Raw genomic sequence first — 25,362 nt, 5'->3', positions numbered from 1 at the left:
GTTCACCCCCGATCGGCCGTCGGTCGCGGGGTGCGCCGTCGCCGGCGTGGCGGGCTGCCGGGGCGGTCCGGTACCGGGGCGGGTGTGGTCGACCGCGCGCCGGGCGGGTACACCGGCAGTCCGGGGAGTCCGGTGACCAGGATGTCACCGAGTCCCGGCACGACGACGGTGCCCGGCAGGGCCACCCCCGCCAGGACCATCCCCGCCAGGACCGCGCCCGGGGGCACCGTACCCGGCAGGACCGGACCGGCCGGCACCAAGCCCGGCGGGACCGGACCGACAGGCACCGTGCCCGGCGGGACGGCAGCAGCCGGACCGGCGTCCCGACGGGTGACCGGGGGGACGGCGGTGCCGGCAGGTCGGTCGTCGGTGGCGACCGGGGACGGCTCGGGGCGCGGTCGGTGTCGGGCGTTCGGCTCCCGCGTCGGCAGCATCCGGCTGGCCTCGTCGACGGTGACGACCGGGGTGTCGGCGGCGGCGAGCGCGTCCAGGGCACGGGTGGTGTCGTCGACCGCTTCCGGGTCGGTCGCGTAGCTGTCCAGCGAGCCGGGTTCGGCCCGGCCGACCAGGGCCGCGAAGTCACGGGCCGGGAAGACGTACACCTGCGCGTCGGCCGGGGCGGTGAACGCGTCGGCGTCGACCACGAACCGGCGTACCACCGGGCCGTCGCCGGAGGGCAGACCCACCCGCGCGAGGTGGTCGGCCATCCCCCGGGCCACCCCGTACGCGGTCTCCGGCCGGGTGAACACGGCGACGGGGGCGTACGGGTCACCGGTCGTGACCTGTAGCCGTCCGGTGGCCGGGTCCTGGTACAGGTCGGTCGACACCGGCTCCGCGGACTCGCTCTGCTGCCCCCGGGGCACCTCGACGACCAGGTGCAGCAGGACCTGACCGGGGCCGGGCCGCACCGTCCCGGGGCCGGTCAGGCCTGCGGCAGACCGGACCGGGGTGGCCGGACGGCGGGCCCCGGCAGCCGGCGCGTCGAGGACCCGGTCCGACACCGCACGCGGGTCGCCACCGGAAGCCTCCCGGTTGGCCAGCCGGACGAAGTCGTCCCGACCGGCCGCGATGCCGTCGCGGACCTGTCCGGCGAGGCGGTGCATGGCACGCAGCCGGGGCAGGTCCGGCTCCCCACCGTTCCAGAGGGCGCTCATCTGCTGGACGGTGCGCAGCAGCGTCATCCAGTCGGCGAGCGGGCCCGGCGCGCCGGGGATCCCGGCGAGCGCGCCACGGCCGGGGTCGCGGCTGATCCGGAACGTGTCCAGGGCGGCGGTCGCCGCGTCGAGCAGCCCGTCGAGCATCGCCTCCCGGGTGTCCAGGGCAAGCCGGTCGAGCTGCGCGTCGGTGCGCAGACCCACCACCGCCAGCGCGTCGTCGAGCCGGGCGAGCTCCCGATCTGTCGCCGCCGGGTCGGGGCGGGGACGCAGCCAGCCGGCCAGCACCCCGACGGCCCCGGCGGCCCGGTCGAACGCCGCGAGATCGGCGGTGCCGGCACCGAGCCCGCCGACCACCTCGTGGTACGCGTCGAGCGCCGCAGCGGCAGCCCCGAGAGCGCGTGAGTCCGCGACCGGTTCGGGGCCCCCGGTGACGCCGAACCACAGCGCCCCGAGTGCCTGGGTCAGCAGTTGCCAGCCGTACACCTGCATGATCGGCCCGTCCAGCGCGATCCCGGTGGCGTCGCGCAGCCGGGTCAGCTCGGCACGGAACCGGGCCAGCGCCGCGACGTGGTCCGTGTCGTCCGGCTGGTGGCCGTCGACCAGCGGTGTCAGGTCGAGGTCGCGATGGGCGGCCGGGGCCAGCTCGATCAGCGGCGTCAGGCCGGCTATCGCATCGAGCGTCCCGGTAGCGCGGGTGACCAGCTCGGCGACCTCGACGTCGCCGGTACGCCACTGCTGCGCCCACCGGCCCACCAGCCACCGGAAGTCGTCCAGCACGCCACGCACCGGGGCGGCGTGGACCGCGAACGGGGCGGCCAGGGCCGGCGTGACGAGCACCGGCAGCAGCCGGACCAGGACGCCGCCGAGCTGGTGGACGACGATCGCCGCCGCGGTCTCCGGTTCCCCGGCGGGCAGCCCTTCGAGGGCCTGCCGCGCCTCGGTGACGCGCAGCAGCACGTCGTTGCGGAGGTCCCGACCGTCGTGGACCCCGCCGACCGCACCGCCGGACGTCGGGGTGTCGGCGTAGACCGGGCCGGGCAGCACCCGGCGCAGCGACAGTTCGATCTGCATCAGGATCTGCTCGCGGACCCCGTCGACGACCCCCTCGAAGGCGGTGACCTCGACGAGAACCCGCACCGGGAGCATCCCGACGGGGAGCTGGGCGTCGAGCTGGCCCCGGAGGAAGTCGGCAGCGGCGTCGGCGAGGACGCGGGCCACGGCGTTGTCCCGGGAATCGGCCAGCAGCTCCGGGGGCACACCCAGCACCAGACCGAACTCCACCGCCGTGCCGGCTGTCGCCGGCTGCGGCAGGCCGGCCAACCAGGAGGTGACCAGCGCGGCCCGCCTGGCGATCGCGTCGCGGGTCGGTCCGGTCAACACCGCCCAGTCAACTACCGGTTCAGCCGGGGTGAGCCGCTGGTGGCCCCCGGCGGTCGCCGACGGCGGGGTGTCGCCGAGCAGTTCCAGGTTCCACGGCCGGCGGAGCAGCTCCACCCGGTCGAGAACCGCCCGGACGGCAAGGTCCGCGGCGATCCGGACCGGGGCCTCGACGTCGCGGCGCTCGGGCCGGGCGCGCCAGGTGCGTTCCAGCTGGGCCGCCCTGACCGGCGGCACCGTCGGATCGGCTGCCGGAGGCTGCTGCCCCGGCTGGTCCGTCGTGGTCTGCGGTGCGAAGGGCGCGACACCGAGCGGTCGCAGCACCGGGTCCACCGCACGGTACTCCCCGTCGGCGTCCGGTTCACCGACCAGCGCCGCCAGCAGGTGGAGGTGCCGCGAGCGCAGCCCGGCCCACCGCATGCCGCGCAGCTGGGCCTTCTCCTCGTCGGACAGCGCCGCCCGTTCCTCGTCGGACAGGGCGTCGGTGGGACGACCCGCGAGGTCGCCGAGCAGGCTGCCCGGCACGTGCGGGCGGTGCGGCGCGGTGTCGTCGCGGTACTCCTCGCGCAGGCCGAGCTGGTGGGCGAACTCGTGTACCAGGTCCTCCTCCGAGGCGTCGCGACGCCAGTGGAACTGGTCGGTCGGCCCGTCGTCGATCACCTGCACCCGCAGGTGGGCGTCGTGCGGGGAGGCGGCCCGCTCCACGGTCACGTGCAGCAGGTCGCCGGCCCGGTTGGGCAGCCGGTACGCCAGTGTGTCGGCGCTGCTGTTGAACACCCGGTTCACCCCCCGTTCGAGGGCGGCGAACATCGCCCGACCAGTGTCCCCGTCGAGCCACACCCGCACGGTCAGGTCGGTCACCGGCTGCCCGCCGTAGTGGAACCGGCGGGCCGCGAACCGCGACACGACCTCGTAGCGGTCGTCCCGGGCGGGTCCGGGCCGGCTGACCGGGTCGACCCAGTGGTGCTCGCGGACCGCGACCTGTGCCATCGCGCGCCGGATCACCCACTCCAACGGCTCGTCCTCCCCGCGCGGCACCGTGCCGGGTTCGGGGCGGGGCGGGGCCGGCTCCGCCCCGTCGGGCCCCAGCGGGTCCGCATTGTCCTGCGGCTGTTCCGGTGCCACGGTCGGGGTGGTGATCACCGCGCGCAGGTCGGCGGGGACGGCACTCGTGCGGCCCTTCTGGTCCGGCCGGAACACCCGCCAGCCGTCGAGGCCGTCGGCGGTGGACACCATCCGGGCCGCACCGGCGCGCGTCGTGATGTCGATGTCCGCCCCGTGGGTCAGGACCACCGGTGTGACGAGCAGTCCCGGCCGCTCAGCCACCGCCTGTCCGAGCACGTCGACCAGGGTCTGCGCCGCCGCGTGCGGCAGCGGGTGCCCGACGAGGACGAGACCCTCGACCGGTGTCGACTGGGCGATGACCGTCTCGACGACGGTCGTCGCCCAGCCGGGCAGGTACGTCGGCGCGTCGGGCCCTGCGAAGATCAGCTGTCGGCTGTCGGTCGCCTGGATCAGTGGCACGAGGTCGAGCACGTCGAGGTCCTCGGTGCCGTAGAGAGGGGGCAGGACGTGCGCCACGTCCGGCGGATACAGGTTCAGGTGGACCGTCGTCGGCTCCAGCAGGTCGACCCGGTCGTCCAGCGGGACGAGCGCCCCGTCGGTGTCGATTCCCCGCCGGACTCCCCGGTCGCTGTCCGCGTCGTACAACGCCGGCAGGAACTCCAGCCAGGGCCGCACGCCGTCGGGCCAGTCGACCCGAAGCTCCCCCGCATCCGGATCCCACCTCGGCGTCGCCTCCTCGGCCAACGCGTACACGGGCCGGCCGGTGAGGTCCGCGAGGCGTTGCAGGAAGACGAAGTGCTCGGAAAGGCCCACGTGCTGGACGACCCGGATCGCCGTCACCGCGTCGGAAACCGGCAACAGGGGGCGTAGCGACCAGTTCGGCGCGTACAGCGGCAACTCGACGGTGAGCAGGCCGGGCGGGCCGGCGTGCCGCCACATCGGCCAGAGGTCCCGGTCGGGCAGGGCCAGCTGAAGGCCCGCCGGCCGCTCCACCGCCACGCCGGTGACCAGCAGCGCCTCGTCGAAGGCCGCCCCGGCCTCCCGGCGCAGGACGGCTGCCTCCACCTGGGCGGTGGCACCGTCGACGTGCTGCGCGCCGAAGTACCTGACCTCCAGCACCATCAGCGGCAGCGCGCCGTTGGACGTGTCGAAACCGTCGATCACGGTCATCCCGCCGTACCCGAGATGCTGCCGCACGTCTCCACGGAGGTAGTCGATGATCGACTGCTGCTTGTTCCCGTTCCTCTTGTCGATGAAGGAGATGTTCGCGAAGAAGTCACCGACCAGCTTGAAACCGGTCCTCAGCTCGAAGAGCTGCTCAATATCCGGGATCCGGTCGGTGAACATGCCGCGGAACAACTCCGCGATCTCCGTGAAGTTGTCCTGGAAATAGGCCTGTGCCGCCGGGGACAACCCGTCGAGCAGCATCCGCATGTCCTGCCGGGACAACGCCGCGACGTTCTCCTTGATCAGACCCCCGTGGAGCCACTCTCCGGCGACGCCTGCGGTGTTGGCGTACAGCACGGTGGCGAAGCCGCGTAGCTCCGCGACGTCCCGGGGGCTGCCGCCCTCGCCGGCGAAGTGATCGGCCACGGTGTCGGCGAAGGACAACGCGTCCTCCAGGTGGGGGCGGGCGTAGGAGGGGGACACACTCGTCGGGCTGCGCCAGGTGTGCCGGGCGACATAGGTCAGGAACGAGTGGACCCCGGCGAGCGGGACCCCGATGCTGTGGTGCACCCGGGCGCCGGGCTCACTGTCCGACGGGCGCGGGCCAACGGTCGCCTTGCGCCCGAGCGGTGTCAGCACCACCTCGGAAAGGTGGCCGGCGGCCTGCACCGTGCCCAGGAGCTGGGCGAACGGGACGGGTCCGGTGAGCGCCGACAGGGCCTGGCCCAACGCGGTCATCGCCGGGTACAACGACTCGCCGCCGTGGTGGGCGTCCATCTCGGCGTCGGTGTCGGGTACGACGCCGACGATGACCTCCAGGATGGCGACGACCTCCTTGGTCCGCTGCGGAGCCGGTTGCCGGTAGAGCTGGCCGTCGCCGCTGTCGCGGAAGTAGGTCTTGGTCTCCACCTCGATGGCTACCGTGCCCGCGGGGTCCTTGGCGAGCGCGCTCGTCCGGGCCTGACGGGGCAGCGTCTCGGCGGTGGCTCCCGTGAACATGTCGGCGGCCGCGCTGAGGTCGAGCGTCTCGAAGAACTCGAACTCCGCGCCGTGACCCAGGAAGGTCCGGTTCACCGGCGCGTCCACGATCGCCCGCGCCACCGAGGTCGAGGCGACGGGCGCGGACGTCCCGGCGTCGACCAGCGCCGCCGGATCGACGGTGCCCTCGGGATCCACCAGGACCGCACGGGCGGCGACCTCGGGGCCGAGGGCGTTGAGCCGGGGCAGCCGGTTGTCCGCCGCGGCCCCGGGCAGCAGCACCGCGCCCCGGTCACCGCCGAACTGCACCCACCGCACCGGATCGGTCTCCCGGTCCAACCGGTACCCCGCGAAGGCGTGTCCGGGGGCGCTGCCCGGACGCTCCAGCAGGACGAAGACGGCGGTCCCGGGCACGGCGGCGACGAGCGCCCGCTCGACCTGCGTCCAGGAATCCACCACCGCCCAGTCGGACCGGTCACCGGCGAAGTCGCCGGCCCACCGGGTGCCGATCGCGGCGTCGTCCCGGGTCCGACCGACCCGCAGGCCCGGCCGCACGAACCCGTCGATGCCCGGATGCAGGACGGCCGCGAACCGACGGGCCAGAGCCAGGCACGACAACGGATCCTCGGGTGTACGCCAATCCGTCACCGAGCCGGCCGGACGGACGGCAGCCTGCACGTCCTGGGTCTCCTGCACGGCCGTCTCCAACCCCGCCAGCGTCAACGGGTGCCGTCCCCGGCCGGTCGGCCGGGGCACGCCGGGATGGCCGAGGACGGCACCGTCGGACCCGGCACCGCTCTCGGCGTCACTGAGCACGGAGTCACTGTCCGTGTCACTGAGCACGGCGTCGCTCAGCACGGCGTCGCTGTCCGCAGCGTCGTACCCGGGATCGCTCCCGGTCGTCGTGGGTCGGAGGGTCGCCGGATCGGTGCTCTCGCGCCAGCGGCCGGCCGTCGGGCGGGGCAGGTCGAGCGCCTCCTCCCGGGTGCGGGCCAGATCGAGCACGTCCGGTTCCGGGAGCCACGCCCGGTAGTGGCCGTTCGCCAGGTAGAGCAGCACCGGTCCCTCGCTGATCCGGGCCTCGGCACCGTCGAAGCGCGGGTTGTAGACCGTCCGGATCGACCAGCTGCCGACGTTCGCCTGCGCGTCGTCGGCGGTCTGATCACCGACCGCCGCCGGTGCGTCGTCGGCGGACCGGGAGCCGGCGGTAGGGTCGCCCGGACGGGCCGACGGAACGGGGGTGGCCAGCACCACCGGCCGGCGCAGCGCCGCTCCGACCAACAGGACGAGGTAGTCGCCGGTGTCGGCCGCCCAGTCCGCCTGCCACCTGTTGACGGTCCGCGCGAGTTGGACGCGTACCCGCCGCTGTCCCCTGACACCCCGGCCCAGCAGTCCGCCGTCGGCGATCACCTGTTCCACCTCGGCGAGCCGGCCGTCGACGAGCAGGGTATGGATCTGGGCGCGCAGGCCGTCGGCGACCCGCAGGACCAGGGGGCGCAGGCGGGAGGGCAGGGTCACGTCGAGCGGCCCTCGGGCGTCCCGCCAGGCCTGGATCTCGTCGAGCTGCCCGTGGTACCCGTCGGGCAGCAGGCCGCGCACCTCGGGCAACGCGCTGACGACCACGGATTCGAGCAGGCAGAGGCCGTTGCGGTTGACGTCGACGACCTCCCCGACGGCGGGGGGAGGAAGGGCGGTGAACTGGTTGTCGACGGCCTCACGGACCATCGACGGTGACGGTGACGGTGACGGTGACGGCCCGGCCGGGGCGACGGCTGCGACCGAGGTGGCCGACGCACGGTCGTCGACGACCGGGTCGACGGGGGCAGCCGGCTCGACCGGGTCAACCGGCTCGACCGGGTCAACCGGGTCACGCCGCTCGGCCGCCGACGGGGCGGGTCGTCCACCGGGCGGCGTCGGATCGGTGCCGTCGGTCGGGGGAAGCAGGACCGGGTCGGCTGCGGAACCCCGGCCGAGGTGGCCGGCGGCCAGCGCCACCAGCCGTTCGACCTCGGCCCGGGCCTCCCACCAGCGGCGACGGGCGGACGCCTCCGCCTCGGCCCGCTCCGCCGCGTTCGCGGCGGCAGCCCTGGCGACCGTGTCGGCGGCGGTGCCGGCGGCACCCGGGAACTCGGCGACCAGGGCGATCCGTTCCAGCTCCCGCCAGGACTTCAGCGCCTTCTGCGCCTGCTTCGCGGCGTGGACCGCCTGCTCCAGGAGCCCGGCCACGACCACCCGGTCGACGGGCGCGCTCCCGGGTGCGTCACCGGCCAGCAGGTGGTCCAGGGCTTCGGCCTGGTCGACCAGCACCGGTTGCGAGTCGGGCAGGGTCACCTGTAGGGCGGTACGGCGGGTGCCGGTGAGGTCGGTGTGCTCGGCGACGACGATCGTCTCGGTGGTCCACCACACCTTCGCCCGCGCACCCTCGTCGTCCAGCCCCAGCCGCAGCACGTCGGTCCGGTGCCCGGCGGCCTCCTGGTGGCTGGAGTTGCCCGGCACGGAGACCCCGAGCGCCGGCACGACCCCGACCGAGGTGCCGAGGGTGTCCGGCAGGGCGGCGTCGGCGCGGGCCACCAGGCGGGCGTCGCCGTGCCGGCCGGCCCCGCCGACACCGGAGCTTCCCTCGGCGGGCACGAGCACGGTGTCCAGCCGTACCGCGGTGACCCGGGTGTGCAGGACGAGCCGGTACCCGTCGGCGAGGGTGATCTCGTAGGGGCCGGCCATCCGGTGTGGGGTGGCGGCCCACAGGTGGGTCCGCCCCAGCAGGGTCATCAGCTGGTAGTTGAGTGTCGTTCCGGGCATCCCGATCGTCGCTGCGGTGCCGACGATCCGCAGCGCCCGCAGCGCGGTGGCCTGGAGGGCGGCGGCTCCGTTGAAGCCGAGCGCCGCATACCCGGCGGGCACCGGCACGGCGTCGCCCCGCCAGGCCAGCCAGTTGTCGGCCGGAATCGGCACCAACCGCAGCGGCCCGTCCGTTCCCCCCAGGGTCAACGGGGCCGCAGTCACCGCGGCCGGGTCGGGCAGCACGGTGGCCGGGCCGTTCGGTCGGTAGGTGAGGTTGAGGTGCTCAGCGGCGGTCTCGGTGCGCAGCGGCACGGTGATCTCGTGCCGGCCGATCTCCTGCCGGCGACGGTGGGCGGTGAAGACCAGCCGTTGTGGCCCGTAGTCGACAGACAGCCAGGGGCCGGGGGTCTCGACGGCGGTGACCGCCCGGCCGAGGGTGACGTCGCCGGAGCGGCCGGCGGCGGTACGCCCCAGCGCCCCGAGCGCGTTGAGCGCCGCCCGCTCTCCGACGTGCGCCACCGGGACCACCTCGTCGGTGACGGCCTCGCCGGACTGGCGTCCGCCGCCGACCTCGCTGACGGTGCTCAACTCCAGGTTGCTGGCGCCCGCCCGCAGCTCACCCACCTGTGGCGGGTCGGTGGCAGGTACCGCCCGGACGATGATCTGCACGGCCGGACGGCTGAGCAGCCCCGGGTAGCGCAGCACGAAGCTCAGGCCACCGTCGAAGAGGTCGCCCAGGTGCGCGGCCACGGTGACCGGGTCGGTGTGGTGCAGGACGGTGCTGATGTTCATGCCGGTGTTCCGGTCGTGGCCGACCAGTTCCATTCCCTCGTCGCCGCCGAGGCGCAGCGAACGCAGCCAGCCCAGCATCGCCTGACCGATGGCCGGGACGTCCACCAGCCGGCTGGTCTGGTGCATCACCTGTGCCGGCGGCGGGGTGACCTCGCGCGGCAGCCGCCAGCCACCGGAGGTCAGGCCGAGGGCCCGCCGGTACTCGTCGGCCGACATCTGACCCAGCAGGGACACGTCACCCACCTGCCGGTAGCGGGTGAATGACCGGTCGGGCAGCACCCACTTCGGTTCGGTGAGCACCACGGCGAGGTGGACCCGCAGTCGACCGTGCACACCCAGCAGGACGGTCCGGGACTCGGAGTGCTTGATGGTCCGTTCGACCTCGGCGACGGCGAGAACCGTCTCGCCGTTGGTCCACTCGATCTGCCGCCGGCCGAACAGCCGCAGCGCCAGGGTCGCGGGCGGCTGGGTGGGGGTGCGGGCGGCCGGCTGGGTGGGGTTCGGGGCGGGTGCCTGACCGCCAGGCGTTCCCCCACCCGCGTCACCGGGCTGGGCGGGGGCGCCGGGCTCGTCCGCCCGCCACGCCGCGCCGCCCCCGCCGACCTCCAGCCGGAACTGTCCACCCCGGTCCGTGGCCGAGCGGCGGACCGCGTACCCGGCGACCGCGCTCTCGTACCCGTCGCCGGTGACCGCGCCGGACGGTGTCTGGTCGTGCCCGGTCACCTCGGCGAAGACGAACACCGTGACCGGCACGTCGTCGCCGACGACCACGCTGGGGGCGTGCACCGGCTGGGGTTGCTGGGTCGCCGGGGCCAGCAGCGCCGCCAGCTGGCCCTGGTCGACGAAGGCGTTGAGCCACTGGTGCAGGGGGGTGCCGGGGATGTCGCCGCTGAACGCCGTGCCCCGCCGACGACCGCCGGTGCCGGACGGCAGGTGCCCGGCGTCCATGTAGTCCGCGGTGGCGCCCCGCAACGCGTCCAGCAGTTGCTCACGCAGCTCGGGCAGGCCGTGGACGTGGTGGGTGACGGTGTGCTGGGCCAGTGCCGCGCCGAAGCTGCGTAGCCGCTGCCGCGGCGGGGTCATGGTCGCGGGCAGCAGTTCACCGAGCGCCTCACGCAGCACGATGCCCGCACCCGGTGCGCCGACCGGCGTGGGCAGCACGACCGGCTGCGGCTGCCCGACCGCGATGGTCTGAGTGAACGGCACCGAGAAGCCGAGTTCGAGGTCGATGGTGGCGTCGCCGGCGAAGCGTAGTGGCTGCGCCTGCACGGGGTGGTCGGCCAGCCACCGCCAGGCGTCGACGAGGAACCCGCGGTACTCGACGATGACCGACGCCGACAGTTCCAACCGGACGTCGTCGGCGAACACGGCGACCGCGCCGCCGCCGATGCCGACGACGCCGGCCTGGCTGCCCTGGGTCACCTCGATGACGTCCCGCCAGATGCCCTGGAGCCGCAACCCGATCCCGGCGGCGCCGCCGATCGCGTCGCTGCCCACCGACGCGCCTGCCTGTACGCCCGACGCGACGCTGCGGACCGCCCGGTTCGTCGCCGCCTGCGCCCGACCCTGGCTGGTACGCAGTTTCACCGTCGGCTCGTCGTCCTCCGACTCGCTCGTCTCGCTGTCGCTGTCGCTGGATTCGGGGAGGTCGGCGGTGACCGGGTCCGGGTGGGTGCCCCGCCGGCCGAGGTACCGGGGTGCGGTGTCCGGGTGGCGACGCCGGACCCCGATCCGCACCTCCAGCGTACGGCCGGAGAAGATGTCCCGTACCCGCAGTTCGATCAGCAGTTCCCCGTCGGCGGCGGCCAGCAGGCGTGCCGAGTAACGGCTCGGGCCGTTCTGCGCCGCGAGGCGTTCCTCGTTGCCGAGCCGGTCCAGGGCCCGCCGGATCCGGTCGGTCTGCACCCGCGGGTTGTCCCAGTCGGGCAGGTACTGCCGGTACACCGCGTTGCGGTCGTCGTCGAGCAGTCGCCGCAAGCGGTCGGCGACCAGGCCGGCGACCAGGTCCCCGCCGTGCAGGAAGCCGCGTCCGATCCGCAGCCGGTCGCCCTGCCACAGGTAGTCGGGCAGCGTACGCGGGTCGTCCGGGTCGTTCTCGACGGTGCCGGCGAGCAGGGCCACCAGGTCGCGGTCGGGCCGCGCCGACGGGGTCACCCCGGCGAGCGCCGCCACGTGCTGTTGCGGCACGACCAGCAGCGTCCGCACCGACACCTGCTGCGACCCGCGCCGCAGCCCCCGGTACGCCAGCGACCTGGTGACCGACCGGTGCATGCTCCACTGCACCGTGCCGGTGTACTCGGCCAGGTAGAGCCTCAGGACGTGGTCGCCGGTCTCCTGCCCGGCGGTGGTCTCGACCTGCGGTGCGACGGCTTGCGCCCGGCGGTCGACGACCGAGACGGTCGGTCCGGCGGAGAGCCGGAGCAGGCCGAAGGCTCGACCGATCAGCACCGCGAGGAAGCCGCCCCGGTCCGAGGCGGACTGCACCGACTGGCCGGTGGTGACCGCCGCCGCCGCGCGCAGCAGCGCCGATTCGGGCAGCTCACCGATCGGGGTCAGCCGGGTGAGCCGCAGGGCGGGCCGGACCCCCTGGGCGTAGGCGGGCCGGCGCAGCCACGACGAGCTGGTCGCGGTCAGGGCGGTCGCGCCGGGCTGTACCGCGTCGAGTGCCCGCTGGCCGCCCCAGAGCCGCCAGACCCTGAGGTTGCTCCCCCGGCGGACCACGTCGGGGATGCCGGACTGCACGGCGGTCGGCAGGGCGCCGTCGTCGACGACCTCCACCGGGTAGCTCGCGTCCCGCAGGAACGCCGCCCCGGCGCGAGTCACCGTCAGCGCGGTGCCGTCGCTGATCGGCCGCATCGTGGCCAGCACCTCGGGGGTACGGAACCAGAGGCGGTCGCCGTCGCCGGGCACCCAGGTGGCCGGGACCTCGGCCCAGGCCGGCGGGGCGGGCCGCTCGGTGATCTCGACCTGGACGAACACCGCGCTGCGGGTGAGGAACGAGTCGGGCACCCCGATCACCATGCCGTTGTCACCTGTGGTCAGGGACTGCCCGATCGTACGGACGGCCCGGCTGCTCAGCACGCCACCCAGGACGGTCACCCCGACACCTCCGGCGGGGACCGGCACCACGACCCGGGCGGTGGTGGCCTGTGGCTGCGCCCACGTCGACGCCGACACACCTGCGGTCCGCCGGTCCTCGATACCACCCAGGCCGGGGGCGAGCCGCACCTCGTCGGTGTCGCTCGGCCGGGGTACGAGGCGCACCCAGGCGAACCGCTTGTCCCGGCCCACCCGGACCGGGTGGCCGGTGCCGTGGTGCAGGAACCCGGTGGGGTCGGTGGCCAGCGCGTGCAGCAGGGGCCGGGCGCTGGCCATGGTCACGCCCAGTGTGCCCAGTCGCCGGGTCACCCGGGCGGTGAGCCTGTCGCTCCAGGCCGGGTGGCCGGTGTGCGGCACCCCGATCAGCAGCGGCTGGGCGGTGACCGCGGTCCGTACCGCGCTGACCTGCTCCGCCGTGGGTTCCCGACCCGGCACCTGGCGGGCCTCGCCGGTCGCGTCGAGCAGCAGCACCTGGGCCCGCCCGGTGGACAGCGCCCGGGTCAGGTCGGCGTCGCTGAGCCCGACGGCGTCGACCCCGACGACCATGAGCTGGGCCGGCACCGTCGCCAACCCGGGCTCGACGACGAACATGAGCAGATGTCCGGGTGCCTCAGCCCGGGGCAGGTACGCCAGCGCCACCGAGCCCGGGGCGGCACGCAGCGCGGTGACGGTGGCCTCGACGTCGTGCAGCGGTTCGAACTGCCCGCCCAGCGCGGCGGCCAGGGTGCCGGGGATGGCCTCCGGGGTCACCGTGAGTTGCCCGCCGAGAGTGCGGGGTGTCCGCCCGAAGTACCCGTCGACCAGCCGCACCATGGCCTGGACCAGGTCGGTGGCGTCGGCCACGACCAGCGCCGGGTCACCGGTGGCCCGGGTGAGGCCGGCCGGCGACGGGGTGAGGAAGTCGGCCAGATCCATCGCGTCGCCGTTGGCGTCCACCGCCAGCACGGTGGTGCCGGCGCGGGTCAGCGCCGCGGCGGTGACCGGGTCGTCGGTGGCGGACCGGGCGAACACCCCCGGCCGGGCGGGGTCGACCACCCGGGGCACCACGGCACCGTCCCGGTCGTCGGCGACCAGCCAGAACACCCGGCCGGGCGCGCCCGGCGGCTGCTCGTGGACCAGGAGCATCGCCCCCGGCCGGCGGGTCAACGCCTGGACGAGCGAACCGGGACGGCCGGCGTCGGTTGCCACCGGCCGCCCACCCAGTGCCCGGTGGAACCCGTCCAGGCTGAGCGTGGTCACCGCCGGTTCGGTCACCGGGAGGTCGCCGATCCGCCCGTGCAGGACGAGGTGGGCACCGACCGCCCGGACCCGGGAGCTGTCCTCGGTGGCACCGGCCTCGTCGGTCTGCACCGCGTCGACCCACCCGGCGAGCCGGGGCAGGGACGGTCTGCCCCGGCGGACCTGCCGACCGGCCGCGAGGCGGGCCGCCGGCAGCCGGCGCAGCGCCTCCCCCACGGCGTGCAGCGCCGCCGGGGACGGGCCGGCCGCGGCAGATGTGGTCCCTTCCGTCGAGCCGGTCGACACCGACGCGGTGTCGACCGAGCCGGACTCCGTCCCCGCCGCGCCGGTCGATGCGGAATCCGAGTCCCGGTCCGACGACGAGGCGTCCTGCTCCGGCTCCGACGGCGGGTCCTGGTCGGGCTCCGACGACCGGTCCTGGTCGGGCTCCGACGACGCATCCTGGTCAGCATCCGACGGCGGATCCTGGTCGGAGTCCGACGACGGGTCCGGGTCGGAGTCCGACGGCGGATCCTGGTCGGAGTCCGGGGGCAGGTCCGGGTCGGAGTCCGCCGGCAGCTCCCGGGCGGGATACGAGGGCGGATCGGACACGACGTCGCCGCCGAGCACCCGATGGCCGCTCGCGACACGCACCGCCACCAGCCGTCCCCGCGCCAGCAGCATCCACGGCGGTTCGGTCAGCCCGTCGGGGTCGAGCGCGGTCAGCCGGTCGGCCGACTCGGCCTGCGGCCGCACGAGCGTCAGTGTGCCGTCGGGGGCGCGATGGACGAGGACCACGGCGTCACCCAGCCAGACCAGGGCGACCGCGTTGTCCGGCAGCAGCCCCAGGGCGGTGACCGGCACCGGGGCGAACTGCAGCGCGTGCAGCCGTCGGGCCAGCAATGCCGGGTGCTGCCCCGCCGCGCCGGGCAGACCGAGGTGGGTGAGCACGCGGCCCACCGACTGTTCGCCGGAGGGGCCGTCGACAGCGGCCCGCAGCCGGTCCATCCCGAACAGGGCCGAGGCGAGCCGGGCGGCCCGGTCCGCCAGGGTGCCGGTGGGCAGCCCGGACAGCCGGCCCCACAGGTTGACCCCGTCGGGCGGGACGGTCCCGCCCCACTCCTGGCCCAGGTCGTTGACCGCACCCGCCAGCTCGGCCAGGTCGGCGGCGACCGCCGCGACCGCCCGGTGGAACAGCGGGTAAGCCTGAGGTCCCGTCATGACGTCGGGAACGCCGGTGCCCGGCCGGGGACGGTGGGCCTGCCACTGTTCGTCCCCGGTGCGGACCAGCACCACGGCCGACCGCGCGGCGAGCGCCCCGGCGAACTCCTGGGCCGCCGAACCGGTGTCGAGCAGCACGACGACGGGGAGGCCGGCGGCGGTGTCCGGCAGAATCGCCCGGTAGACATCGGCGGGCAGCGCGCCGCGCCTGTCGGGACGTCCGGTGGTCACCCCGTCGTCGCTCACCACGCCGGGTTCGACGAGGACGCCCCGTTCGCCCAGCAGCGGGCCCAGCCCCCACGCCCAGACCTGGTCGGGCATGACTCCCAGCAGCGGTCCGTCCCGGTAGGGGACCGCCACCAGCTGCGGCGGTGGCACGTCGTCGGACGGTTGCCCGCTGTCGGGGGGTGTCACCTCCCACGCCAGCACCCGCCGGGCGGGGAGCCGGCCGGTGGGGGTCGACGTGATCTCGATGACCGACACGTCCGCGCCGACCCACCAGGCAGGTCCGACCGGCGGACCGACCGGCACCGTCCAATCGGGCACGAAGGTCCGGTCGGCCAGGCGGATCCCGTGCTGACGCAGCGGATTCTCGGTCACGGGCTGGCCGACCCCGACGAGACGGGCCAGTTCGAGCAGCGCGAGCCGTCGGTCGTAGGACAGGTCTCCGGTGAGTTGGGTCGGCAGGGCCGTCGCCAGCGTTCCGTCCTCCTCGCCCAGGATGTCGTGCCCTGTTTCGGCCAGTTGATCCCCGTCGATGAACCAGCCGTGCAGGACGTGCTCCCCGTCCGGACCCGGTGCCATGACGCGCATCACCGAACCCTCCGGCAGGGTGTACACGTGGTCGTCGGCGCTGATCTCCTCGACGGCGACGAAGGCTACGTCGGTGACGGCGGAGCCGTCAGGCTGCTCGACGTCCCGGGCGGCCACCGTGTCGGCCAGGAACCGCACGGCGGCCCGGGGCAGCGCCAGCATCGTCGGGGCCGGCACGATCTGCTCCCGGAGCATCGGGTCCGTGGCGGCCAACCCGGCGATGACGTAGGACAGGTCCGCGCCGGTCAGCACACCGATCCGTCGTTCCTCGTCGGACCACGCATACGCCGTCCACGTTCCGGGGTCGCCGATGGTGGAGCGGGTCACCACCGCGAACACCACGTCGAAGATCTCGGGGATCTCCGCGATCGACTCGACCTCGCCGGGCACCACGATGATCCGGGTCCCCTCGGGTAGCCGCTCCTTCAGGACCGCGACCGCGTCGACCGCGGGGAAACCCGCCCGTACACCGTCGACGATGTCGTCCAGCTCGGACAGTGGCACCACTGCCACCCGGGACGCGGCACGCAGGGAGTCCGGCAGGCCGGAGCGACCGGCCGACCAGAGCACCACGCCGTTGCCGTACCGGTCGGCGGCGGGCACGGCCGACGCCGGCATGCCCACGGCGAGCAGGGATTCACCGGCGTCGACCGGGAACTCCACGGCGGCCATCTCCGGGCCCAGCCACACCAGGGCATCGTCGTCCGCGTCCGGGTCCACCGCCCAGCCCAGGCCGCGCCATGACGGGTTGTCGCGGATCGTCCGGATCAGGTCGTCGACGTGGGCGGCCGGGATCGGCAGCCCGCCCCGCGTGACGTGGTCCGCATAGGGCTGGCCCACGTCCGCCGCCCGCGCCGCCCGGCCCAGGTCGGGCGTCCAGCGGACGACGGGACCGGTCGCGGTCCGGTCGCGGAGGAAGTCGCTGACGGGCGCGATCGTGGCCTGGTCCACCGTGACCAGGTGAAGCTCTTCGCCGGACCAGCGTTGGAACACCCGGACCTGATCGACGGGGACCCGCAGGGTCAGGTCGTGCCGGTGCTGGTCGGAGCCGCCGACGAGGACCAGCCCGTCGTGGCCGGCCTCGGCCGCGAACGCCTCGGCCGAGGCCCACCGGTCCAGGTGGAGGTGGAGGTGACCGTCGACGATCTCCTGCCCGTACGGCCGACCGAGCAGGTCGAAGACCGCGCGGACCAGCGCGGTCTGGGTCGGGGTCCGGCGGCGGGCCTCGGCCGCGCTGAGCACCACCGCGTCGAACTCGTGCCGGAGTTCGCGCAGCAGGTCCGCGCTGTCCGGGCCGGTCAACTCCAACTGCCAGCCGGGAAGCTGGTAGACGGCGGTCCAGCCGGCCAGGTCGGCGTCGGGCGCGAGCACGCCGACGCCCCGCTCCAGCAGCCGCTCGACGAACGGGCTTCCCTCCGGAGGCGACCGGTCGAGCAGGACGACCCGGGGATGCGCCCGTAACGCCTCGCTCGCGATCACCTCGTCGGCGGTCACCTCCCAGCCGTCGCCGATCAGCCGGTCGCCGTCGAGCTGCCCGGCGGCGACGACCAACCCCCGGCCGCTCAGGTCCTCGCGCTGCGGGATGGTGACCACCGCCCGGGCCTCCGGCGGCTGCGGGACGAAGTAGACCATCGGATGATCGACGATTCTCCGGGCGGCCGCGTCGACCAGCAACAACGTCGGGCTCGACGACTCGGCGGACTCGGTCCAGATCACCCCCTCCCGGGTGGACCGACCGGCGAACATTTCCTGCACCTGCGCCAGTGCGGCGGGCGACACCCGGGCGAAGCGGTGACCGGTTCCCGGCCAGGCACCGGGGGTCTCACCGATGCGCCGGGCGACCCGGTCCCGGTGCGCGAGGGCCAGCAGGAACTGGTCCCAGGGATAGGTCCGGCCCGGGTCGATCACCGCCAGCCAGGAGTGGATGCTCACCCAGGGCTCGTTCATCACCCGCCAGGTGTCGGGATGATCAGCGGCGTACCTGCCGTCGAGGAGGAACTGCGCCCGGCGCGTCCCACCACTGGTGGTCTGGAAGGACTGCACCAGCTCCGGACGGGGATCGGTGATCTCGATCAGCACGCGGTGCCTCGGCAGCGCGGCCGGGTCGACCAGCAGGACTCCTGCCTCCCGCAGTTCCCCCCGGATGCTCTCGGTGTCGCTGCTGTCCGCCCGAGCGAGCAGCAGCCGCACGGGTTCGGTGGGCGTGGCCAGCAGCTCGCTGTCGAAGATCTCGGCGAGCCAGTCGTCGTCCTCATAGATCCGCAGGGCGGGGTCGGCGAGCAGCGCCTGGGCCAGCTCACGGCCCTCGACCAGGTCCGCGGCGTGCAGGGTGGCCCGGGCGAGCGCGTCGTCGAGTTGGGTGACGAGCTGGCTCACCTCGGCGCCGGTGACGGCACTGGTGCCGAGCACGATCCAGTTCACGTCGGCGGGCAGCAGCGTCGGCAGGACGACGATGGCGGAGGCCCGTACCGCCTGGATGAAGCCGGAATCCACCACGGCGGCGTGGTCGAGGTCCGGGAAGAACAGCACCCGGGTGCCCCCGGTGGTCGGCAGCCGGGCCAGGTAGTCGGCCGCGGTGTAGCGGGTGCCGTCCGGGGTGACCAGCGCGTCGGTCGACTCCGCGTCCAGCCGGCCGGGCTGTACGACGATCCGGTGTGCGCCCCGCCAGCCGTACCGGTCCACGTAGGTCACCAGCACCCCGGCGAGTAGCTGCCATGGACGCCGCATGATCAGCTCTCGGACCGGTTCGTGCTGCCAGTAGTCGACGAGGGGGGTGTCCTCGGGCATCGCGAGGAACGCGGCCAGCCCGGCGGCGTACGCCGGGGTCTCCCCGAACGTCTCCCAGAAGGATTCCCGGACCACGGCGAGGACGCGGGCCTGCAGCATCCGGCGCTCGATCCCGTCGAGCGGGCTGTCGTCGTGCTGGTCGGGCCGCTCGGCCAGGATCCCGGCGGCCTCGGTCTGCTCCGTGTCCTCGATCAGGTACTGCCAGGCCCGGCGGATCATCTCGGGCGGGTCCGTGACCGGCTGGGCCACCGGGCCGTCGACGAAGTCGTTGCGCCACAGCGGGACTACGGTGATCAGGCGTGGGTCGACGTCGAGCGACGCCCCGGCCGGCGGTTCCACCAGCGCGTCCACCTCCAGCGCCGGTTGGTCCTCGATCGCGGGCAGCGACAGCCGGACCAACCGGGTGGTGTCGGCCGGGGCCGCCACGGTCAGCTCCACCGGAGCCGCCCCGGTGGTGTCGGTCACCGTCGACGGCCATCCGCCGCGCAGCAACCAGCCCCGGTGCCCGCCGAGACCGTCGGCCAGACCGGTGTCCGCGACGGTCACCCGCCGCACCGGGCCGGGCGGGGTGGACTCCACGCGCAGCGGCGTCGCCTGCTGTGCCACCGCCCCCGACTCCGCCGTACCCTCGTGCCGCCGATCCGGCGACGGCGGCTCGTACGCCGGGGACGGGTCACCGGCCGTGTAGTCGGGTGGCGCGACGTACGCCTGCCGGACCCGCTCGGGCAGGCCGGCGAGGTGGGCACGGGACAGCTGCCCGGCGGGGGGTACGGGGAGCCGGAAGCGGAGCCGGGGTAGCCGTACCGGCTCGACGGGCACCTGCGACTCCTGCATGACCACCACGCTCAGGTGGGCCGGTGCCGCCTGGCCCGCGTCCAGGCGGCGGCGTAGTTCCCGCTCGACGGAGCGACCGAACAACACTGCGTTCACGTCGTCGTCGCTGACCACGGTGAGCACCAGCGGCGCCCGCGGGTCGACGTCGAGGGGCGACGTCCACGGCCCGCCGGTCCGCCCGCCGGCGAAGAAGGCGTCCAGCATCGCCTCGGGCAGCACCCGCCCACCGAGCAGCAACGCGCGTTCGGCGTCGGCGAGCAGGACGAGCAGGTGCTGGCCGGGCAGGTCCACCGCGTCGACCTGCCGGATGAGCGTGGTCATCGTCGTGGCCAGGTCCTCGCCGTCCCAGGGCCACAGCACCCCCCGCCGCTTCGGGCTGCCGGCCACCCCTCGCCAGTCGGGCTCCTTGCCGCCGTCGCCGGTGTCGACGGTCCGGCCGGTGTCGTCGGGGATGCCGACCGGGGCGGCCGGGGTGACCAGGGCGTCGGGGACCCAGGCGTCGTAGTGGTCGCGCCCGTTGTAGAGCAGCCGCACCGGCGTCCCGTCGCCGTCCGGCCAGAGCACCGTCACCGACGGCGGGTCGAGCCGCCCCTGCCACACCGGCCGGCCGAGCGCCGCACCAATCACCAGGGGCAGCACGTCACCGACCCGGCCGCCCTCGTCCGGATCGTCCTGGCCGGGCAGCAGCCGCTGCCAGTCCCAGGTGTCGATCGCGTCGAGCAGGGTGGTCTGCACGTCGTACCCCACCGGGAACAGCCAGGTCGCGGCCACCTGGTCGAACAGCTCGGCCATCGCCGGGGAGGGGTCGGCCACCCGTCGCCGGATCTCGTCCCGCAGCGCCGTGTCGATGTCGGTCAGGTCGGTGTCGTGGACGCCCGCGCGGCGTACCCGCAGCAGCCGGTCCACCGCGTCCGACGGCATGCCGGGGATGTCGGCCATCGCCTCGGGCGTCGCGACGGCGACCGCACTGAGCAGGCAGAGCCCGTCCCCGATGATGCGGAGCCTGTCCCACCCGGTCGGCGGCGGCGGGGTGTTGGTCAGCCGTACGCCGTCCGGGTCGGCGTCACCGGCCCGGCTGGCGTACCCGGCGAACGGCACGGCGAACGGCGTGTCCGACCGGTCGGGGTCGACGATCTCGTCGTTGACCACGTCCCACGCCCCGGTGCCCTCGGGCACGAACAGTGCCCACGGCCGACCGTCGACCGACACCGGCAGGTGCCCCGTCGGCCCGGTCACCACCAGGTCGCCCTCGGGCGCGTACACGTCGGTGTCGCGCAGGTCGGCCAGGCGCTGCACGGACCGCGCGCCGATCCGGCCCGCCGCGCAGGACAGCAGCGCCAGTCGCCGGCCGTCCCGCTCGGGCGACTCCAGCATCGTGTGCAGCTCGTCGACGGTCAGGGTCACCTCGCCGGTACGGCCGTCGGGGTGCCGCAGTGGCACCCGGAACCGGTCGCCGGCCCCGTGCACCAGCACCGTCACCCCGTCGGTCGCGGCGGGCAGCCGGGGGTCGCGGGCCATCCGCCGCCACTCCCGGTCCGACAGCAGAGCGATGCTCCCCGGTCGGCCGGGGAGGTCGTGGGTCACGACCTGGGCGCTACCGAACCACCAGGTCCCGTCCGGGTCCTTGCGCAGTTGTCCCGGAGCGGACCGGTCCACCCGACCGGCCGGGGTGGATCTGCGCAACCGTCGCCCATCCTGGCCGGTGCGGTCCTGGCCGGCACGGTCGGCCGGTGCGGGCCCCCGGCGGCGGATCCGGTTGGCGTGGGCGGCCCCCGGCTCGGTCCAGAGCACCGCCCGGCGGCGTTGCCCCGGTGTCGCCGGACGCTGCGGGCCGCCGGGTGCCTTCGACCGGCCGGCACCGCGGCTGCTCTGGTCGACCCGCACCATCCGTGGCGGAATCCCCTCGGCCCGCAGTCGCGCCGCCACCATCGTGCCGACCAACTCCGCCAGCGAGGCGGCCCGCCGCCGGCCGGTGCGGGCGGCCCCCCGCCGCAGCAGCCGGGCGCCGTTGCCGCCGCCCTCGATCCGGACCCGCACCACCCGGGGCCGGTCGGATTCCCACGCCCGACGGACCTGGGCGACGACCTGATCGACGAACAGGTCCAGCTCGGGCAACTGCCCGTCCTCGGCCGCCCGCTGGCCGGGGGTGAAGTCGACGGTGACGGTGGCCATCGGGTCGGCGTCGTCGGGGGTGTGCCGGACCGCCGTGACGTCCCGGTCGAACCGGTCGCCGAGCGCCGTCGCGACGGTGCCCAACCAGCCCTGCACCTCGTCGGGGCCCACCGCCGGGCGGGTCGTCCCCATGTACTGGGCCGACCGGTCGTCGACCTGCCAGCGCCGGGCCGACTCGTTCCAGGTCAGCTCGCCACCCACCCGGGCGTGCCGCTCGATCGCCCGGCCCCGCGCGTCGAAGCCCACCGCCAGCCCCACATGACCCTGCCCGCCGAGCTGTTCCCGCAACCGCTCGGCGGTCAGCTCCGGATCATGCTGCCGCATCCCCGCCAGCAGGGCGCGGAAGTCCCGGGGCCGCAGCGCCGTGGCGGCGTCGGCCGCACCGAGGTAGATCTCGCCGTCCTCGGCCACCACGTAACGCCAGGACCGCGCCCGCGCCGGGTCGAGCAGGTGGGCGGGGAAGTCGGCCAACCGGTACCAGAGCGGATTGAGGCGTACGTCCCCGGTGTCGTCGCGTTCCCCGGGCGTGATCCGGGCGGCCCGTACCGCCGGCCCGTAGGTCTCGTCGAGATCCGCGCCTACCGGCGACTCGTCCGCGACGTCGGCGACGGCCGGGGGGTCGTCAGTGACGTCGGCGACGGCCGGGGGGTTGTCAGTGACGTCGGCGACGGCCGGGGGGTTGTCAGTGGCCGGCGTCTCCCGGGCAGCCTGTTGGTCAGTAGTGGCGGTGGCGGGGGTGTCCGACCCGGCGGACGAGGCGTCGAAGTGGTCACGGTCGTTGTGGTAGACCGACACCGCTGCGGCGTCCGCCGGCCCGTACACCGCGCGCACCTGGCCGTCGGCGCGGCTGCGGACACTCAACGACACGTCGAGCGCGAAGGCCAGCAGCGGGAGCAGGGCCACGCCCACCGGTTCCGACCAGGATCGGGACCAGTCGCGCACGGCGGCCAGGAGCACGTCGAACTCCTGGTCGGTCAGCGGCCCGGCCTGGAAGGTGTACCAGTCGAGGTAGGTGGTGCGCAGGTCGTCGTCGGTCGACTCCGCCAGGTCGGTGAACCCGTTGCGCTCCAGCAGGGCGATCCGGTCGGCGCGGGAGACCAGGTCGGGTTCCACCCGTTCCCGGTCGGCCAGCGCCTGACGGAGTTCGGGGATCACCGACGGCAGGGCGTCGCGGTGCATGGTCAGATATCCGGCGACGAGATCGATCAGGGCGTCGGCGGTACGGTCCATCGGCGTGCCGTCGGGCACGGACGCCGCGCCGATGGAGAGCTGCTCGGCATGCCAAGTCACCGCCGCGCGGACGTCGTCGGGCTCCGCCAGCCAGCGCTCGACCTCCGGCGTCAGCGGACCGGCGTCGGCCAACCGGCGCGACACCAGCCCCGGCGCGGACGTCAGGACCGCGTAGGGCAGGCACCGTCCGTTGGCCGGCACCCGCACCAGGTCCGCCGGCAGCCCCTGCGCCGGCAGGGTGGACCGCCCGGCCGTCGGCACGGTCACCGGCTCGACGGGCCGGCTTGTCGTGACGGGGGCCGGGAGTGTCCGGTCCGGCCGGTACATGCCGTACCGGCTGGTGCTGGCGGGGTCCACCAGGGCGCGGACGGTCGCCGTGCCACCCGGCGGCACCGGCACCGGGTTGCCCTGCCCGTCGCGCATGATGACCCGCGCGCCCACCGGCAGCTCCGGCGGATCGCCGGCCGGCCGGACCCGTCGGCCCTCGGTCGCCTGCGTCTCCACCCAGTACAGCTCACCGCCGTCGTTGAGCAGGGCGAAGGCGTGCCGCGGGGCGTTCGGTGGCTCCACCAGCACCGCCGCGAACGCGTTCGGGCCGGCGGCACTGACCGGGCCGAGCACCTGCGTCCAGTCCGAGACCGGTTGCCACTCGGTGCCGAGTTGCGTGGCGAGGTCCCGCTCCGGACGCGTGGAGTCGACCGCAGCCTCGTCCCGGGTCACCCGGGGCATGGTCGAGAACTCGCCGACCACCGCCGTCAGCCGGATCACACAGTCCAGCGCCGTACCGTCGTACGGCGGCAGCACGGCGGCCAGGCGCTGTTCCAGCGCGGCCCGGCCTTCGACGGAGGTGCCGGTGACCTCACCCGGTGACACCGGGTCGACCACCGACGCCGCACCGGGCACGGCGGTGGTCACCGGTTGCCCTCCGGTGCCCGGCCCACCCGCCGGGGACGCGTCGACCGGCTGCGGTCCGCCCGCCCAGGAACCGGACACCGGCCGTCCGGGGGCGGGGCCGTTCGCCCGCCCGCCGTTCGCCGGCCCGGCGGCTTCGGGTTGTGCCACGGCGGCCGGGACCGGCCCGGACCCGGCGGACCGGACGCCGGAGGGCGCACCGCCCGCAGCCGCACCACCCGGCTGGCCGGCCGTCGACCCGGGCAGACCGGCCGTCGAGGTCGGGCCCGCCGGGGCAGCCGCGTCCGGTGCGGTGGACGGGTCCGGCCCGGTGGACGCATCCAGCCCGGTGGACAGGTTCGGCCCGGTGGACGCATCCGGACCGGTCAGCAGGTCCGACAGGCCCGCCAGGTCGGGGCGGTCGGTGGCGGTGAGGCTGTCCGGGTCCACCGGCCCCGGCCCGGCCAGCTCCCCCGGCGACGTCGACTCACCGTCGGCCGGCCGGGACCCGGCGACGCCGGAACCGCCACCGGCACCGGGACGGGGCGTCGGCCCGGTCCCGCCGGCCCCGGAGCCCGCACCACCCCGGCCCGCACCACCCGGGGTCGCACCACCGGTGCCGGCACCCGCGCCGGGCACGGCGGCCACCGCCTCGGTGTACGACGGTGGTCCGTCGTACGCCGGCAGGCGGACCGGATCGTACGCGGGCAGCGGCTCGTCGGGCAGCGCAGCGGGCAACCCCGACGGATCCTGCTCGGGCAGCTTCACCGACGTCGACTTCCGGTCCCGGTCACCGCCGGTGGCCTTGTTCAGCTGCTGGCCGATGGCGGTGCCGGCGACACTCGCCATCCCCGACGCCGCGCCCGCGATGACGGCCGCCCCGTCGGCGTCCCACTCGCCGGTGGTCATGCCGTTGTAGAGGAACTCGGTGAGCCACTCGCTGACGCCCTCGTTGGCGATCTCCTGGACCGCCTCGCCGGGCCGGAACCCGTGCGGTTCGGGGGTGTTCGACGCAGCAGTCAGCCCGACCCGCCGGCCGATGTTCGTCGACCTGACCAGCCGCTCCAGCCCCTGCATGAGCCCGCCGAGGCCGAGGCCGACCGCGCCGCCGAGCGAGCCGACCTCGGCGGCGGCCCGGGTCAGCTCGTTGTTCCAGCCGTCGCGGGTGTGGTTGCGGATCTGGTAGAGCTGCACCAGCCGGTCCATCACCGTCTGGAGGCCGATCCCGACGGCCTGTGCCATCGCCACCTGGAACAGGACCCGGGTGGTGACGTTCTGGAAGATGATCCGCATGATCACCCGGCCGACCGCGAGCCGGGCCAGCGCGGCGCCCGGGTTGATCCAGGCGATCGCCAGCGCGGCCAGCAGTTCCAGCATCAACGCCAGCAGCGACGCGATGATCATCAGCTTGGCGTACTGCACCTCGGTGGCGGTGCCCCGGTAGCTGTCCCCCATCCGGTTGGTGTACTTCGACACCAGGCCGAGGTAGCCGGGGCTGTGCAGGACGTAGCGCTCCATCGTGTCGACGAAGGAGTCCTCGGCCTGCCCGTTCACCCCGGCCCGGTACGCCCGTACCCCGTCGCCGAACGTCTCGCTCGACGCGACCACCTGCTCGGCGGCCCGCCGCAACGCCTCGGCGGTGGCGAAGAGGTTGGTCTCGTCGGCCTTCGGGAACTTCTCCCCGATCAGGAACCGCAGGAAGTTGGCCAGTTCGGCCGAAACCTCGATCGCCACCGGAGACCACCCCTCGTCGTCACGTCGTTGTCAGATGTCACGCACA

1 protein-coding gene is annotated in these 25,362 nt (G+C 74.7%); it reads right to left on the bottom strand.

Annotated elements, in window-relative coordinates; translation table 11 throughout:
- Nucleotides 1-2: 2 nt before the first annotated feature.
- The gene (locus ACWCHM_RS08235) at nt 3-25,316 is read right to left on the bottom strand and encodes a WXG100-like domain-containing protein (protein WP_454221930.1); all 25,314 of its coding nucleotides are present in this window, start codon (nt 25,314-25,316) and stop codon (nt 3-5) included.
- Nucleotides 25,317-25,362 lie beyond the last annotated feature (46 nt).

The sequence above is a fragment of the Micromonospora sp. SCSIO 07396 genome (assembly GCF_053667945.1).
This window is presented reverse-complemented; position numbering and strand designations above follow the sequence as displayed.